Origin of the sequence: Azospirillum soli (genome assembly GCF_017876165.1) — a bacterium.
Lineage (GTDB): Bacteria > Pseudomonadota > Alphaproteobacteria > Azospirillales > Azospirillaceae > Azospirillum > Azospirillum soli.
In genome coordinates this window covers 165,295-181,750 of the sequence record NZ_JAGINQ010000004.1, presented here as the reverse complement: position 1 = coordinate 181,750, position 16,456 = coordinate 165,295, and the positions used below count along the sequence as shown (strand labels likewise).

The following is a 16,456-nucleotide window of genomic DNA, read 5'->3' as shown; positions in this document are numbered from 1 at the left end:
AGAAAGCGCGGGCGCCGTCTGATGGCGCCCGCAAGGAAGGAGACGAAGAGGCCATGGCGTTCCTCGATCGTGCGGCGCGCAGCCTGTTCCTGAGCGAACTGCTGGGCGGCCTGGGGCTCACCCTCCGCTACATGTTCAAGCCCAAGGTGACCCTGAACTACCCGTTCGAGAAGGGCCCGATCAGCCCGCGCTTCCGCGGTGAGCACGTCCTGCGCCGGTATCCCGGCGGCGAGGAACGCTGCATTGCGTGCAAGCTGTGCGAGGCGGTGTGTCCGGCCCTGGCCATCACCATCGAGGCCGAACCGCGCGAGGACGGCAGCCGCCGCACCACGCGTTACGACATCGACATGACGAAGTGCATCTACTGCGGCTTCTGCCAGGAAGCCTGCCCGGTGGACGCCGTCGTCATGGGCCCGAACTTCGAGTTCTCGACCGAGAACCGCGAAGAGCTTTTCTACAACAAGCAGAAGCTGCTGGCGAACGGCGACCGCTGGGAAGCGGAAATCGCCCAGAACCTCGCGGCCGAGGCTCCCTACCGGTAAGGCCGGGCGGTAAGCGAAACGGGGATTTCGATGATTATCCAAGGCATCGCCTTCTACGTATTTGCCGCGCTGCTGGTGGCCTCCGGTGTGATGGTCATCTCGGCGCGCAATCCAGTTCATTCGGTCCTTTATCTGGTCCTCGCCTTCTTCCAGGCCGCGGGTCTGTGCGTGCTGCTGGGCGCCGAGTTCATCGCGATGATCCTGGTGATCGTCTATGTGGGCGCGGTCGCGGTGCTGTTCCTGTTCGTGGTGATGATGCTCGACATCAACTTCCGCGAGCTGAGGGCGGGCGCCATGCAGTACCTGCCCATCGGCGGCCTGATCGGCCTCATCCTGCTGGCGGAACTCGCCGCCGTGCTGGGTGGCTGGATCATCGCTCCGGCGGCGGAGAAGGCGGCTTCGGCGCCGCTGGCCGCGCTCGGCAACGTCAGCAACACCGAGGCACTCGGGCAGTTGATCTACACCCACTACGTCTACCTGTTCCAGGCGTCGGGCATCGTGCTGCTGATCGCCATGATCGGCGCCATCGTCCTGACCCTGCGCCAGCGCGAGGGTGTGCGTAAGCAGAACATCGGCGCCCAGCTCGCCCGTCGGCGCGAGGATGTGGTCGTCGTCCGCAAGGTGTCGACCGGGGGAGGCGTGTGATCATGGAAATCGGTCTCGGACATTACCTGACGGTCTCGGCCATCATCTTCACGCTGGGTGTGCTGGGCATCTTCCTGAACCGGAAGAACGTCATCATCATCCTGATGTCGATCGAGATGATGCTGCTGGCCGTCAACCTCAACCTCGTGTCGTTCTCGGTCTACCTGAACGATCTGGTCGGGCAGGTCTTCTCCATGATCATCCTGACCGTGGCGGCCGCCGAGGCGGCCATCGGCCTCGCCATCCTGGTGGTCTACTTCCGCAACCGCGGCTCGATCCGAGTCGAAGACATCAACATGATGAGGGGCTAAGGCGGCGCCATGGAAGTCCTTGTCGTATTCCTCCCGCTTCTGGCGTTCCTCGTCGCCGGATCGATCGCCCTGTTCGGCGGTCCGAAAGTCGAGCCGGCCGCGGCCGGTCACGGCCATGGCCATGGTGACGCTCATGGGCATGGGCACGGTCACGACGATCACGCCCACGTTTCCCATGACGAGCATCACGACGATGCCCATGACGACCATCACGTCGTCGCGGGCCCGCCGACCGCGGGCGACCGCGCGGCGCAGTTCGTCACGGCCGGCGCGGTCCTGATTTCCGCCGTCCTGTCCTGGATCCTGTTCTTCGACGTCGCTGTCGGCGGCAACGCCCGCACGATCGAGCTGATGACCTGGATCCGCAGCGGCGGGCTCGACGTGTCGTGGGCGCTGCGCATCGATCAGCTGACTGCCGTCATGCTGGTGGTCGTGAACACCGTGTCCGCCTGCGTGCACGTCTACTCCCTCGGCTACATGGCCGAGGACCCGCAGAAGCCGCGCTTCATGGGGTACCTGTCGCTGTTCACCTTCGCCATGCTGATGCTGGTGACGGCCGACAACCTCGTGCAGCTGTTCTTCGGCTGGGAAGGCGTGGGCCTCGCGTCCTACCTGCTCATCAATTTCTGGTACGAGAAGCCGTCCGCCAACAACGCCGCGATCAAGGCCTTCCTGGTCAACCGCGTCGGCGACTTCGGCTTTGCGCTGGGCATCTTCGCGATTTTCGTTCTGGCCGGTTCGGTGCAGTTCGACGCGATCTTCGCCAAGGCGCCGGAGCTGGTCGGCCAGAAGATCCACTTCCTGTCCTGGAACGTGGACGCGCTGACCGTCACCTGCCTGCTTCTGTTCATGGGCGCCATGGGCAAGTCGGCGCAGCTCGGCCTGCACACCTGGCTGCCGGACGCGATGGAAGGCCCGACCCCGGTGTCGGCCCTCATCCACGCGGCCACGATGGTGACTGCCGGCGTCTTCATGGTCTGCCGTCTGTCCCCGGTGTTCGAGTACGCGCCGACGGCCCTGGAGGTCGTGGCGGTGGTCGGCGCCCTGACGGCCTTCGTCGCGGCGACCATCGGTTTCACCCAGTTCGACATCAAGCGCGTCATCGCCTATTCGACCATGAGCCAGCTCGGCTACATGTTCTTCGCGGCGGGCGTTTCGGCCTACGGCGCGGCGATGTTCCACCTGTTCACGCACGCCTTCTTCAAGGCCCTGCTGTTCTTGGGCGCCGGCTCGGTCATTCACGCGCTGCACCATGAGCAGGACATGCGCAACATGGGCGGCGTCTGGAAGAAGATCCCCTTCACCTACGCGGTGATGTGGATCGGCAATCTGGCGCTGGCCGGTCTGCCGTTCTTCGCCGGCTACTATTCCAAGGACATGATCCTGGAGGCGGCCTATGCCTCGGCCAGCCCGGTCGGCAAGTTCGCCTTTGCGCTGGGCATCGCGGCGGCATTTCTGACTGCCTTCTACTCCTGGCGTCTGCTGTTCATGACCTTCCATGGCAAGCCGCGCATGGCGAAGTCGGTCTTCGACCACGCCCATGAGTCGCCCATCGTCATGCTGATCCCGCTGGCGGTGCTGGCGCTGGGTGCCCTGTTCGCCGGTGTCGGTTTCCACAACTGGTTCATCGGCCACGACATGGCGCACTTCTGGGGCAAGGCCATCCTGGTGCTGCAGGACAACAACAGCATCGAGGCTGCGCACCACCACACGCCGGGCTGGGTCAAGCTGGCTCCGCTGGTCGTCGGTCTGATCGGCATCGCGCTCGCCTACATCGCCTACATGGCGATGCCGGGCCTGCCGGCCAAGGCGGCGGCGACCTTCCGTGGCGTGCACCAGTTTCTCTACAACAAGTGGTATTTCGACGAGCTGTACGACTTCCTGTTCGTGCGCAGCGCCAAGTATCTGGGCTATGGCCTGTGGAAGTCCGGTGACGGCGCTGTGATCGACGGCGTCGGTCCGGACGGCCTCGCCGCCGCCACCCGCGACGTCGCGGCGCGGGCGAGCCGTCTGCAGTCGGGCTACGTCTACCACTACGCCTTCGCTATGGTGATCGGGGTCGTCCTGCTCGTCGCCTGGCTGTCGATGTTCGGTTGAGCGGTTTGAAGGGGAACAAGAACAATGGCTAGCTGGCCGCTCCTGTCGTTCACGACCTTCCTGCCGCTTGCCGGTGTGGCGTTGATCCTGCTGTTCTGCAGGGGCAACTCCCCGGATGTGGTTCGGAACGTCCGTTACGTCGCGCTTTGGACGACGCTGATCACCTTCGTCCTGTCGCTGTTCATCTGGTTCAACTTCGACCCGCGCAACCCCGGCTACCAGCTGGTGGAGAAGGCGGCGTGGATCCCGGAATTCGGGATCTCCTACCACATGGGCGTCGACGGCATTTCGATGCTGTTCGTGATCCTGTCCACCTTCCTGATGCCGCTGTGCATCCTCTCCTCGTGGGAGGCGGTGCAGCTGCGCGTGAAGGAGTACATGATCGCCTTCCTCGTGCTGGAAACCCTCATGGTGGGGATGTTCTGCGCGCTGGATTTCGTCCTCTTCTACATGTTCTTCGAGGGCGTCCTGATCCCGATGTTCCTGATCATCGGTGTCTGGGGCGGCGCCCGCCGCGTCTATGCGGCGTTCAAGTTCTTCCTCTACACGCTGCTCGGCTCGGTGCTGATGCTGCTGGCCATCCTGGCCATGTACTTCGTCGCCGGCACGACCGACATCCCGACCATCACCGCCACGCACTTCCCGCGTTCCATGCAGCTGTGGCTGTGGCTGGCCTTCTTCGCGTCCTTCGCGGTGAAGGTGCCGATGTGGCCGGTGCACACCTGGCTGCCGGACGCCCACGTCGAGGCGCCGACCGCCGGGTCGGTGATCCTGGCCGGCGTGCTGCTGAAGATGGGCGGCTACGGTTTCCTGCGCTTCAACATCCCGATGCTGCCGGAAGCGACCGAGTATTTCGCGCCGCTGATCTACACGCTTTCCATCGTCGCGGTGATCTACACCTCGCTGGTGGCGCTGGCGCAGGAGGACATGAAGAAGCTGATCGCCTACTCCTCCGTGGCGCACATGGGCTTCGTCACCATCGGCATGTTCGCGCTGAACCAGCAGGGCATCGAGGGCTCCATCTTCACGATGCTGTCGCACGGCATCGTGTCGGGCGCGCTCTTCCTCTGCGTCGGCGTGGTCTACGATCGGCTGCACACCCGTGAGATCGCCCGCTACGGCGGCCTCGTGAAGAACATGCCGAAGTACGCGGTGATTTTCCTGTTCATGACCATGGCCTCGGTCGGCCTGCCGGGCACCTCCGGCTTCGTCGGCGAGTTTCTGGTCCTGCTGGGTGCCTTCCGCGACAACACCTGGGTCGCCTTCCTGGCCGCCACCGGCATGGTGCTGGGTGCCGCCTACGCGCTGTGGCTGTTCCGCCGCGTCGTGTACGGCAAGATCACCAAGGCGGACGTCCGTTCGATGCTCGACCTCAGCCCGCGCGAGGTGGCGATCTTCCTGCCGCTGGTCGCCGTGGTGCTGTGGATGGGCGTCTATCCGTCGAGCTTCCTGAACGTCACCTCGGCGTCGGTCGGGCAGCTGATCCAGACTTACCAGACGAAGCTGGCCGCCGCGCAAGGCGGCGAGGGCGGCGTCTCCGTCGCCGCGCGCTGAGGGTTTCCGACATGACCGCTGTGTTTCCCGACATCTGGCCGGCCCTGCCGGAGATCTTCCTCGCCTGCGCCGGCATGGCCCTGCTCATGATCGGCGTGTTCCGGGGCGACGGCTTCACGCGCACCATCGGCTACATGACGATGGTCGCGCTGCTGCTGGCCGCCATCTTGACCATGGGTTACGGCTCCGGCCGCGTGGTGACCTTCAACGGCCTGTTCGTGATGGACAGCTTCGGCGTCTTCATGAAGGTGCTGATCCTGGTTGCCGCAGCCCTGTCCGTGCTGATGACGCTCGGCTTCAACGAGCGTGAGAAGATGGCCCGGTTCGAGTTCCCGGTGCTGATGCTGTTCTCCACGCTCGGCATGCTGATGATGGTGTCGGCCAACGACCTCATCTCCCTGTATGTCGGCCTGGAGACGCAGAGCCTCGCGCTCTACGTCGTCGCCGCCTTCCGCCGCGACAACGCCAAGTCGTCGGAAGCGGGCCTCAAGTACTTCGTGCTGGGCTCGCTGTCGTCGGGCATGCTGTTGTACGGCGCCTCGCTGGTGTACGGCTTCGCCGGCACGACCTCCTTCGACAAGATCGCAGCGCTGTTCGCCGGTGGCGCGCATCCGTCGGCGGGCCTGATCATCGGCCTCGTCTTCGTGGCCGCCGGTCTGGCCTTCAAGATCTCGGCGGTGCCGTTCCACATGTGGACGCCGGACGTCTACGAAGGCGCGCCGACCCCGGTCACCGCCTTCTTCGCCGCCGCCCCGAAGGTTGCCGCCATCGCGCTGTTCACCCGCCTGCTGATCGAGCCGTTCGGTCATCTGGTGCACCAGTGGCAGCAGATCATCATCGTCACCTCGATCCTGTCGATGGCGCTCGGCTCCTTCGCGGCGATCACGCAGACCAACATCAAGCGCCTGATGGCCTACAGCTCCATCGGCCACGTCGGTTACGCGCTGGTCGGCCTCGCGGCCGGCACCCAGGAAGGCGTGCGCGGCGTGCTGATCTACATGGCGGTCTACATCGTCATGAACATCGGCACCTTTGCGGTCATCCTGTGCATGAAGCAGCAGGGCCGCATGCTGGAGGAGATCAAGGATCTCGCCGGCCTGTCGCGCACCAACCCGATGCTGGCCGGCGCCATGGCCGTGTTCATGTTCTCCATGGCGGGCATCCCGCCGATGGCCGGCTTCTTCAGCAAGCTGTACGTGTTCCTCGCCGCTATCGAGGCGCAGCTGTACACGCTGGCCGTCATCGGCGTGCTGACCAGCGTGGTTGGCGCCTACTACTACCTGCGCATCATCAAGATCATGTACTTCGATGAGCCGGTGGAGGCGTTCGACAAGATCAACGACGACGGCATGACCGGCATCCTGGTCGCCACCGGCCTGTTCACCCTGCTGTTCTTCGTGGTTCCGGCGCCCGTCCTGAACTACGCGGCGGCAGCGGCGGCGTCCCTGTTCGCCGGATGATGTACGGTCGGAATCCGGAGGGGGCGCGGCTGCGCCTGCCTCCGGGCTTCCGGGTTGAGGCCTTCGCCTCCGTCGGCAGCACGAACGACGAGGCGAAGGCTTTGGCGCGTTCTGGGGCCGCCGAAGGCACCATCGTCTGGGCCAAGCGCCAGGAAGCGGGCAGGGGACGGCGCGGTCGCGCCTGGACCTCGCCGGAAGGAAACCTCTACACCTCCACCGTCCTGCGCCCTGGTCGACCGCCGGCCGAGGCGGCACAGATATCGTTCGTCGCGGCGCTGGCCATCGCCGAGACGGCGGCGGCGGTCCTGCCGGAGACGGCTGATATCCGCTGCAAATGGCCGAACGACGTGCTGGTGAACGGGCGCAAGCTGTCCGGGATTCTGCTGGAATCCGAGGCGGGGCCCGATGGCGGTCTGGCCTGGCTCGTGCTGGGCGTCGGCATCAATCTGCGTCATTTCCCGGAAGGTACCGAGTTCGCGGCCACCTCGCTGATCGCGGAGGGCGCGCCGGCGATGCAGCCCGCCGGCCTGCTGGAGGTCTATGCCGAGCAACTGGCGACGTGGTACGCGCGCTGGCTGGAACATGGCTTCGCGCTGGTCCGCTCGGCCTGGATGGCTCGGGCGAAGGGCATCGGCGAACCGGTGGCCGTTCGGCTGTCCGACCGGACGCTGACCGGCACCTTCGCCGATCTGGACAGCGACGGGGTTCTGTTGCTTGATCGGGATGACGGCACCGGGCGGCAGCGCATCGCCGCCGGAGACGTGTTCTTCCCTCCCGCTGTGGAGACCTGACCTATGCTGCTCGCCATCGACGCCGGCAACACCAACGTGGTGTTCGCGATCTATGAGGGCGACGACCAGCGCGGCATCTGGCGGACCGCGACCGACCAGAAACGCACCGCCGACGAATACATGGTGTGGCTGACGCACCTGATGGCCCTGAAGGGCCTACGCCCCGCCGACATCGAAAGCACCATCATCGCCAGCGTCGTGCCCGGTGCGACCTTCAATCTGAAGCGCCTGTGCAAGGACCATTTCGGCTGCGAGCCGCTGGTCGTCGGGGCGCCGAACGTCGACCTCGGCACCAAGGCGCTGGTCGACAAGCCGGAGGAGGTCGGGGCCGACCGCCTCGTCAACACGGTGGCGGCGGCGGCAACCTACAAGACGCCGCTGATCGTCATCGACTTCGGTACGGCGACCACCTTCGACGTGGTGGACAAGGACGGGAACTACCGCGGCGGCGTCATCGCGCCGGGGCTGAACCTGTCGTTGGAGGCCTTGCAGATGGCGGCAAGCAAGCTGCCGCGCGTGGAGATCCAGCAGCCCGGCCACGTCATCGGCAAGAACACCATCGAGTGCATGCAGTCCGGCATCTTCTGGGGCTACGTCGGCCTCATCGAGGGGCTGGTGGCGCGCATCCGGGCGGAGTACGGCGAGCCGATGACCGTCGTCGCGACCGGCGGGCTGGGTGTGCTTTTCGCCAAGGCTACCCATGTAATCGAACACACCGACGGCGAGCTGACGCTTCGCGGTCTCCTCCTGATCCACAAGCGCAACACGGCCCAATGACCCAATCCGCCTCCGATCTCCCCGCCCCGAAGGACGCGGGAGGCGGCGAACCGTTCGCTCCCGAGGACGACTCGCTCTATTTCCTGCCGCTCGGCGGGTCGGGCGAGATCGGCATGAACCTCAACCTCTACGGCCATCGCGGCAAGTGGTTGATGGTGGACCTCGGCATCTCCTTCGCGGACGACACGATGCCGGGTCTCGACGTGATCATGCCCGATCCGGCTTTCATCGCGGAGCGGAAGGACGATCTGGTCGGGCTTGTGGTCACCCACGCGCATGAGGACCATCTGGGGGCGATCCAGTATCTGTGGCCGCAGCTGCGCTGCCCGGTCTATTGCACGCCCTTCACGGCGTCGGTGCTGCGGGCCAAACTGCACGAGCGCGGGCTGGCCGCCACCGTGCCGATCACCGAGGTGCCGCTGGGCGGTTCGGTCGAGGTCGGGCCGTTCGCGGTCGAGTATGTGACCGTCACCCATTCCATTCCGGAGCCGAACGCGCTCGCCATCCGCACGCCGGTCGGAACGGTGCTGCACACCGGCGACTGGAAGCTGGACCCCGAGCCGATGCTGGGAGACACGGCGGACGAGGAGCGCCTGCGCCAGATCGGCGATGAGGGCGTGCTGGCGCTGGTCGGCGACAGCACCAACGCTCTGGTCCCCGGTTCCTCCGGCTCGGAAGCCGGCGTGCGCAAGGCGCTGACCGAGCTGATCGGGCAGCATCCGGACGTGCGCATCGCGGTCAGTTGCTTTGCCACCAACGTGGCGCGGCTGGAGAGCATCGCCCATGCGGCGGCCGAGCACGGTCGGCATGTCGCGCTGGTCGGGCGTTCGCTGTGGCGGATCAACGAGGCGGCGCGAAGCAACGGCTACATGGCCGAGGTGCCGGCCTTCCTGACGGAGCACGACGCCAATTACGTGCCGCGCGAGAAGCTGGTGCTGATCTGCACCGGCAGCCAGGGGGAGCCGCGCTCGGCGCTCGCCCGCATTGCGTCGGACGACCACCCGCAGGTGACGTTGCAGCGGGGCGACGTGGTGATCTTCTCCTCGCGCGAGATCCCCGGCAACGAGCGCGCCATCGGGCGCATGCAAAACCTGCTGGTCTCGCAGGGCATCCGGGTCGTGACGGCCGACGATGCGCCGGTCCATGTCTCCGGCCATCCCGCGAAGGATGAGCTGGTGCGCATGTACCAGTGGGTGCGCCCGCGCATCGCGGTGCCGGTGCATGGCGAGCAGCGCCACCAGCAGGAGCATGCGAAGCTGGCGCAGGGGTGCCAGGTGCCGGAAGCGCTGATCCCGTCAAACGGCGAATTGATCCGCCTCGGCCCCGGCGGGCCGGCTCGGGTGGTGGCCCATGTGCGGGCCGGGCGCATGGCGCTGGACGGCAAGCGGCTGGTGCCGCTCGACACCGGGCTGATGCGCTCGCGCCACCGTATGGTGCACAACGGCGCCGCCGTGGCAACGCTGGTCATGAACGGCAAGGGTGAGTTGGTGACCGCGCCGCAGGTGGCGGTGATGGGGCTGCTGGACGATTCGGCCGACCGCGACATGCTGCTGGACGTGGTGGACGCGGTGCGCGAGGCGGTCGCCGATCTGTCGAAGACCGCGCGGATGGACGACGAGCAGGTGCGCAACGCCGCCCGCATCGCCGTTCGCCGCTGTTTCAACGCGACCCATGGCAAGAAGCCGGTGACGGAAGTGCATTTGGTCCGTGTATAAGATGTGCGGAATATTCAAGCCTGGAAATTTTAGGCCTTTGGGGGAAACATGATCGGAAAGCTGAACCACGTTGCCATCGTCGTGCCGGACCTGCCGGCTGCGACGGCGCTGTACCGCGACACGCTGGGCGCCACGGTGTCGGAGCCGGTGGATCTGCCGCCGCACGGGGTGACCGTGGTGTTCGTCACTCTGCCCAACACCAAGATCGAACTGCTGCACCCGTTCGGGGAGAAGTCGCCCATCGCCGGCTTCCTGGAGAAGAACCCGTCCGGCGGCATCCACCACATCTGCTACGAGGTGGACGACATTCTGGCCGCCCGCGACCGGCTGAAGGCGCAGGGCGCCCGCGTGCTGGGCGACGGCGAGCCGAAGATCGGCGCCCACGACAAGCCGGTGCTGTTCCTGCACCCGAAGGACTTCGTCGGCACGCTGGTCGAGTTGGAGCAGGCGTAATCCCTTGGTGCTCCTTTAAGGGAGGATGCGATGGGGCTGGTGACGGGGATTTCCGTCTATGTGGTCGTCTGGTGGGTGGTGCTGTTCGCGGTGCTGCCTTGGGGCGTGCGGGCGCCGGACACGCCGGAGCCGGGCATGGCCGACAGCGCGCCGGAACGCCCTCGCATCCTCCTGAAATTCGCCGTCACGACCCTGGTCGCGGCGGTGGTATGGCTTGGCATCTTCGCGCTGGTCCAGTCGGACCTGATCTCCTTCCGTGAGATGGCCAAGGGGATGGGCGCGCCGTGAGCCTGACCTACTGCCAAGCGGCACCGGGCCATCCCTTCCACGGCCCCTATCACGAGACCGAATACGGCTTTCCCAGCGCCGACGACCGGGTTTTGTTCGAACGGCTGGTGCTGGAGATCAACCAGGCCGGCCTGTCCTGGCTGACCATCCTGAAGAAGCGCGAGGCCTTCCGTGCCGCCTTCGACGGGTTCGACGTGGACCGGGTAGCGCGCTATGGCGAGGCGGAGCGGGCACGGCTGCTCGCCGACGCGGGCATCATCCGCAACCGGCTGAAGGTCGACGCCGCTATCGAGAATGCCCGGCGGATCGTCTCCTTGCGCGCCGGCTATGGCTCCTTCGATGGCTGGCTGCGCGCCCATCACCCGCTGAGCAAGGCGGAGTGGATCAAGCTGTTCAAGCGGACCTTCCGCTTCACCGGCGGAGAGATCGTCGGGGAATTTCTGATGAGCCTCGGCTATCTGCCCGGCGCGCATCAGCCCGGCTGTCCCGTGTGGGCGGTGGTGGAGGGCTTGAGTCCGCCCTGGATTGAGGCCATACGCCAGGGCTTCACCGGTTATGATGTTCATGCCGTGAGCGAAAGCCTGCCTATTCCATAGTCAACTGCATCTAGTCTGTGCGGATGGGGAGAAATACTGTCCAGAAGCTTGGGTTAGCCCGGATTTGGGCTTGTCATCGTGCAATTGCGGGTTCAGAGTCTTGTTTGTGACGAGGGGCGCTGTCCCTCTTTCCGACGCCTGGTGGCGATTCCTCCCTAACCTCGGGCCGCGCTGCGCTTCGCCGCGCGGTCTTTCTTTTCGCGCACGGATCCAGCGAGGTGGCTGGCCGGCCGAGTGAGGAATTCGGATTCCCTACAGATAGAATTAACGGTTTACCCGGTAATGTTATATCAACTACGAAGGGGATAGGGTGCGGTGTGAGGGCGCCGGGACGCCCCTGCATTTTTGCCGTGCGCGGTCTCAACACCGCAAGTGGCGATAGGGGAGAGTGATGTCGAGGCGTCGATGACCGCGAATGAAAACGAGAAGTTGGATCAATTCGCGGCGGTCCTCCTGACCGAAATGCTGGAGCGCACCAAGAAGAACATGGAGCTGCTCACGCCCGACCAGCGTCCCGGTTCCACGCTCCCCTTCGCCCTGACGTCGTCTTTTCAGGACCTTTACGCCGAACTCATTCGCGTCGGCATTTTCCCCGTCGTGCTGAGCCGCCGTCCGGTGCGCGCCATCGTCGGCGACGTGGACTGGCCGAGCGAGGGCCGTGAGTATCTGCTGACGGTCCTGGACGACCGCTCCAACGCCATCTTCACCGCCTGGGACTATGCCTGGGATGCCCTCTGGGATGAGCGGAAGGTGGGCGCGGACAGCGCCGCCTCGGCCGCCCCGGCGAAGAAGAAGGGCTTCTTCAGCTCGCTGTTCGGCCGGAAGGGGCCGGAGAAGCAGGAAGCCAAGCCGTCGGAGTCCGGCGAGGGCGACGTGATGGCCGGCCTCTACACCATGCTGACCCAACTGGCGGAAAAGCGCGGCTACCTGCCGCTGTTCCACGACGACGTCAAGGTGTTCAAGGGGTTGATCCGCGTGAAGCCGGGGCGGCTGGCCCAGGCCTGGAAGGAAATTACCCAATACCACCATCAGGAATTCTACCTGAGCGGCAACGAGCAGGCGAAGCCGGGCGTGACTTCCGACTGCCTTCAGAAGTGGCACTACAACCTGCCGGACCGGATCGGCGAGTTCCTGGTGCTGAAGGCCGCCGTGGACATGGAGCACGTGGACAAGACCTTCGTCGGCAAATACATCCGGCAGTCCGCGCGCACCCAGGAAGAGGCGGAAAAGGGCATGCCCTACCTGTCCATCTACTGGAAGGCCATGCCGGCGCGCGCGATCGCGCAGCAGTCCTGAGGCCGACCATGCGGCGGGCGGCGTGCATTCTGATCGCGACGCTGGCCTTTCCCGGCGCGGCCCTTGCGCAAATCGACCTGTCTGTCTGCCAGTATCTGCCGCGCCACCGGCCGGCGCCGGACGTTGAATACACGCCGGGCGTGGACGTGAAGGGGCGCGCAGTCGCGCCGGCGGACCTGCCGGGCTCCGCCGGAGCAGCGGCACCGATAGAGCGGTTCGACATCCCGGTCACCCTGAACTTCGCGCGGCGCATGGGCTTTGCGGTGCCGTCCGGCGGCCTGCCGGGCAACGCGGAGGTCGGCACGCTGACCCTGAAAGGCAACCGGCTGTTCTTCAACGGCCAGCCGGTCGGCGGGCCGAGCGAGGCGCAACTGTACGCGCTCTGCCGCACCGCCCGATGAGTGGGGTTGCGGTGAGGATGGACTTTCCCCCCGGTCCTTCCTAAAGTCCCTGTCCCGATTCCCGGCACCAAAACCCTCGAAACCGAGAGCAGAGCCATGCGGCTGTCCACCTTCTTCATGCCCACCCTCAAGGAGACCCCGACCGAGGCGCAGATCGTCTCGCACCGCCTGATGCTGCGGGCGGGGATGATCCGGCAGACGAGCGCCGGCATCTACGCCTGGCTGCCGCTGGGCCACCGGGTTCTGAAGAAGATCGAGCAGATCGTCCGCGAGGAGCAGGACGCCGCTGGCGCCCAGGAACTGCTGATGCCGACCATCCAGTCGGCGGAGCTGTGGAAGGAAAGCGGCCGCTACGACGATTACGGCAAGGAGATGCTGCGCATCACCGACCGTCATGAGCGCGAGATGCTGTTCGGCCCGACGAACGAGGAGATGATCACCGACATCTTCCGCGCCTTCGTGAAGAGCTACCGTCAGCTGCCGCTGAACCTCTACCACATCCAGTGGAAGTTCCGGGACGAAATCCGGCCGCGCTTCGGCGTGATGCGCGGGCGTGAGTTCCTGATGAAGGACGCCTACAGCTTCGACATCGACCCGGCCAGCGCCAAGCGCGCCTACCAGAAGATGTTCCTGGCCTATCTGCGCACCTTCGCCCGCATGGGGCTGAAGGCGATCCCGATGCGCGCCGATACCGGCCCCATCGGCGGCGACCTCAGCCACGAGTTCATCATCCTGGCCGAGACGGGCGAAAGCGGCGTCTTCTGCCACAAGGATTGGATGAACCTGGACGTGCTGCAGAACGCGCCGGGCTTCGACGAGGATCTCCAGGCCTTCTTCGACAAGACCACCTCGATCTACGCCGCGACCGACGAGAAGCACGACGCCGCCACCTGCCCGGTGCCGGAGAGCGATCTGGTCTCCGCCCGCGGCATTGAGGTCGGCCATATCTTCTACTTCGGCACCAAGTACTCCAAGCCGATGAACGCCGTCGTCGCCGGTCCGGGCGGTGAGTCGATCCCGGTCGAGATGGGCAGCTACGGCATCGGCGTGTCGCGCCTGATGGGCGCCATCATCGAGGCCAGCCACGACGACAACGGCATCATCTGGCCGGACGCAGTGGCGCCCTTCAACGTCGGCATTGTGAACCTGAAGGTCGGCGACGCCGAGAGCGACCGCGTCTGCAACGAGCTGTACTACAAGCTCCGCGCCAACGGTCTGGACGTGCTGCTGGACGACCGCGACGAGCGGGCGGGCGCGAAGTTTGCCGACATGGACCTGATCGGCGTGCCGTGGCAGCTGGTCGTCGGCCCGCGTGGCCTGAAGAACGGCGTCGTGGAGCTGAAGCGCCGCGCCACCGGTGAGAAGGAAGAGCTGTCGGTCGAGAGCGCGCTGGCGAAGCTCACCAAGTAGCCGACTGGGGTAGAGCGCGCGCGCAATCGTCGCCCTTTTCCTGCCACGGTTAAGCACCTATGTTGCGAGGCGGCGGGCCACTGGCTCGCCGCCTTTCCTTTTCCCCGTGGCGACGCATCGCCTGAGGACACGCATGATCTTCTCCGCCTTCGAACGCATGGTCGCGATGCGCTATCTCCGGGCGCGTCGGCAGGAAGGGTTCATCTCGGTCATCGCGGGATTCTCGCTGCTGGGCATCGCGCTCGGCGTGGCGACGCTGATCATCGTCATGGCGGTGATGAACGGTTTCCGGGCGGAACTGCTGGGCCGCGTGCTTGGCCTGAACGGACACCTGAACGTCTACAACGTGCGCGGCGGGCCGCTGCCCGGCTATGAGGAGTTGACCGAACGGCTGCGCGGTGTGCCGGGCGTCCTCACCGTCACGCCGACGGTGGAGGGGCAGGCGCTCGTCTCCGTGCGCGGCGTGGCCTCCGGCGCCGTGGTGCGCGGTGTGCCGCCGGAGGATTTCCGGGTGCGGCCGACCTTGGCGCGCAACATCGTGCGCGGTTCGGCGGAGCAGTTCGGCGAGGACCGAATCGCCATCGGCGCGCGCATGGCGCAGCGCCTGGGCCTGTCGGTCGGCGATCAGCTGACCCTGATCGCGCCGCAGGGCAACGTGACTGCCTTCGGCACCGTGCCGCGTATGCGCAGCTATCCCATCGGCGCGATCTTCGACGTCGGCATGTTCGAATACGACAACACCTTCATCTTCCTGCCCTTGGCGGAGGCGCAGGCCTTCTTCCGCACGGGCGAGGCGGTGACCTCGCTTGAGGTGTTCGTCCATGACCCGACGCAGATCCGCCCGGCGCGCGAGGCGATTCAGTCGGCGGTCGCCGGGGTGGGGCGCGTTGTGGACTGGCAGCAGTCGAACGCCAGCTTCTTCACCGCCCTTCAGGTCGAACGGAACGTCATGTTCCTGATCCTGTCGCTGATCATCATGGTGGCCGCGTTCAACATCATCTCCAGCCTGATCATGCTGGTGAAGGACAAAGGGCGCGACATCGCCATCCTGCGCACCATGGGCGCCACGCGTGGCATGATCATGCGCATCTTCTTCCTGTCCGGTGCCTCGGTCGGGGTGACGGGGACGGTGCTGGGGCTGATCCTGGGCATCTCCTTCGCGCTGAACATCGAGACGATCCGGCAGGGCATTCAGGCGCTGACCGGCACAAACCTGTTCTCCGCCGAGATCTATTTCCTGTCGCAGCTGCCGGCGAAGATCGACTGGGGCGAGGTGACCCAGGTGGCGCTGATGGCGCTGGGCCTGTCTTTCGCCGCGACCGTCTACCCGTCCTGGCGGGCCGCCCGCCTCGATCCGGTGGAGGCCCTGCGCTATGAGTGAGCCGATGCTGGAACTGTCGGGAATCGTCCGCACCTTCGAACAGGCCGGGACGGTGCTGGAGGTGCTGCGCGGCGCCGAGCTGACCGTGCGGGCGGGGGAGCTGGTGGCGCTGGTCGGCCCGTCGGGCGCCGGCAAGTCCACCCTGCTGCACATCGCCGGCCTGCTGGAGCGCCCCACGGAAGGCACCGTCCGCATCGCCGGGACCGACGTGTCGAAGCTGGACGACGGCAAGCGGACCGAGGTGCGTCGGCGCGCCATCGGCTTCGTCTACCAGTTCCATCACCTGCTGCCGGAGTTCTCCGCGCTGGAGAACATCGTGCTGCCGCAGATGATCAACGGCGTGGCGAAGCGCACCGCCAAGGACCGGGCCATGGAGCTGCTGCGCATGGTCGGGCTTGAGGCGCGCGCCACGCACCGCCCGTCGCGCCTGTCGGGCGGCGAGCAGCAGCGCGTCGCCATCGCCCGCGCGCTGTCGAACGCGCCCGGCCTGCTGATCGCCGACGAGCCGACCGGCAACCTCGACCCGCACACGGCGGAGCACGTCTTTGCCATGCTGACCACGATCGTCCGGCAGGCGCGGGTGGGGGCTCTGGTCGCCACGCACAATCTGGAACTGGCGCAGCGCATGGACCGGGTGCTGGAGATGCGCGACGGCCTGCTGGTGGAGCACGTCCCCACGCATTCGTGAGCGAAAGGCCGATTGTCAGTCCGGGGGTGCGTTGCCACACTTCTGAAAACG

General features: G+C 65.9%; 17 protein-coding genes. All 17 read left to right on the top strand.

Annotated elements, in window-relative coordinates; translation table 11 throughout:
- Window positions 1–53: 53 nt before the first annotated feature.
- The 17 genes from nuoI (at window position 54) to J2852_RS08445 (ending at window position 16,405) form a co-directional block, all read left to right on the top strand.
- Window positions 54–542 carry an NADH-quinone oxidoreductase subunit NuoI gene (nuoI, locus tag J2852_RS08525; RefSeq protein WP_209873852.1) on the top strand — a complete coding sequence of 163 codons (489 nt, stop codon included), beginning with the start codon at window positions 54–56 and terminating at the stop codon, window positions 540–542.
- 30 nt (window positions 543–572) lie between these two features.
- On the top strand, window positions 573–1,187 hold the full coding sequence (locus J2852_RS08520; RefSeq protein ID WP_209873848.1) for an NADH-quinone oxidoreductase subunit J: 615 nt from the start codon (window positions 573–575) through the stop codon (window positions 1,185–1,187).
- Window positions 1,188–1,189: 2 nt separating this feature from the next.
- On the top strand, window positions 1,190–1,498 hold the full coding sequence (gene nuoK, locus J2852_RS08515) for an NADH-quinone oxidoreductase subunit NuoK (protein ID WP_209873846.1): 309 nt from the start codon (window positions 1,190–1,192) through the stop codon (window positions 1,496–1,498).
- 9 nt (window positions 1,499–1,507) lie between these two features.
- On the top strand, window positions 1,508–3,595 hold the full coding sequence (gene nuoL / locus J2852_RS08510) for an NADH-quinone oxidoreductase subunit L (protein WP_209873844.1): 2,088 nt from the start codon (window positions 1,508–1,510) through the stop codon (window positions 3,593–3,595).
- 24 nt (window positions 3,596–3,619) lie between these two features.
- Window positions 3,620–5,149, top strand: a complete 1,530-nt coding sequence (locus J2852_RS08505; protein ID WP_209873841.1) for an NADH-quinone oxidoreductase subunit M — start codon at window positions 3,620–3,622, stop codon at window positions 5,147–5,149.
- An 11-nt stretch (window positions 5,150–5,160) separates the two neighbouring features.
- The gene (gene nuoN / locus J2852_RS08500) at window positions 5,161–6,609 is read left to right on the top strand and encodes an NADH-quinone oxidoreductase subunit NuoN (RefSeq protein WP_209873838.1); all 1,449 of its coding nucleotides are present in this window, start codon (window positions 5,161–5,163) and stop codon (window positions 6,607–6,609) included.
- Window positions 6,606–7,400 carry a biotin--[acetyl-CoA-carboxylase] ligase gene (locus J2852_RS08495; protein ID WP_246499390.1) on the top strand — a complete coding sequence of 265 codons (795 nt, stop codon included), beginning with the start codon at window positions 6,606–6,608 and terminating at the stop codon, window positions 7,398–7,400. Before nuoN ends, J2852_RS08495 begins: the two co-directional genes overlap by 4 nt.
- 3 nt (window positions 7,401–7,403) lie before the next feature.
- Entirely contained in the window at window positions 7,404–8,177 is a 774-nt protein-coding gene (locus J2852_RS08490; RefSeq protein ID WP_209873835.1) for a type III pantothenate kinase, read from the top strand.
- The gene (locus tag J2852_RS08485; protein WP_209873832.1) at window positions 8,174–9,892 is read left to right on the top strand and encodes a ribonuclease J; all 1,719 of its coding nucleotides are present in this window, start codon (window positions 8,174–8,176) and stop codon (window positions 9,890–9,892) included. The genes J2852_RS08490 and J2852_RS08485 overlap by 4 nt, the downstream gene beginning before the upstream one ends.
- 48 nt (window positions 9,893–9,940) lie before the next feature.
- Window positions 9,941–10,345, top strand: coding sequence for a methylmalonyl-CoA epimerase (gene mce, locus J2852_RS08480; RefSeq protein WP_209873829.1), 405 nt, complete (start codon window positions 9,941–9,943; stop codon window positions 10,343–10,345).
- A gap of 30 nt (window positions 10,346–10,375) precedes the next feature.
- Entirely contained in the window at window positions 10,376–10,633 is a 258-nt protein-coding gene (locus J2852_RS08475) for a DUF1467 family protein (protein ID WP_209873816.1), read from the top strand.
- On the top strand, window positions 10,630–11,229 hold the full coding sequence (locus J2852_RS08470; protein ID WP_209873813.1) for a DNA-3-methyladenine glycosylase I: 600 nt from the start codon (window positions 10,630–10,632) through the stop codon (window positions 11,227–11,229). The genes J2852_RS08475 and J2852_RS08470 overlap by 4 nt, the downstream gene beginning before the upstream one ends.
- Before the next feature lie 405 nt (window positions 11,230–11,634).
- On the top strand, window positions 11,635–12,525 hold the full coding sequence (locus J2852_RS08465) for a hypothetical protein (RefSeq protein WP_209873803.1): 891 nt from the start codon (window positions 11,635–11,637) through the stop codon (window positions 12,523–12,525).
- Between the two features lie 8 nt (window positions 12,526–12,533).
- On the top strand, window positions 12,534–12,926 hold the full coding sequence (locus J2852_RS08460) for a hypothetical protein (RefSeq protein WP_209873801.1): 393 nt from the start codon (window positions 12,534–12,536) through the stop codon (window positions 12,924–12,926).
- A gap of 96 nt (window positions 12,927–13,022) precedes the next feature.
- Window positions 13,023–14,336, top strand: coding sequence for a proline--tRNA ligase (gene proS, locus J2852_RS08455; protein ID WP_209873799.1), 1,314 nt, complete (start codon window positions 13,023–13,025; stop codon window positions 14,334–14,336).
- A gap of 133 nt (window positions 14,337–14,469) precedes the next feature.
- Window positions 14,470–15,717 (top strand): lipoprotein-releasing ABC transporter permease subunit, encoded by a 1,248-nt coding sequence (locus J2852_RS08450; protein WP_209873796.1) that lies wholly within the window; start codon window positions 14,470–14,472, stop codon window positions 15,715–15,717.
- Window positions 15,710–16,405: an ABC transporter ATP-binding protein gene (locus J2852_RS08445; protein WP_209873794.1), complete on the top strand. Its 696-nt coding sequence runs from the start codon at window positions 15,710–15,712 to the stop codon at window positions 16,403–16,405. The genes J2852_RS08450 and J2852_RS08445 overlap by 8 nt, the downstream gene beginning before the upstream one ends.
- Window positions 16,406–16,456 lie beyond the last annotated feature (51 nt).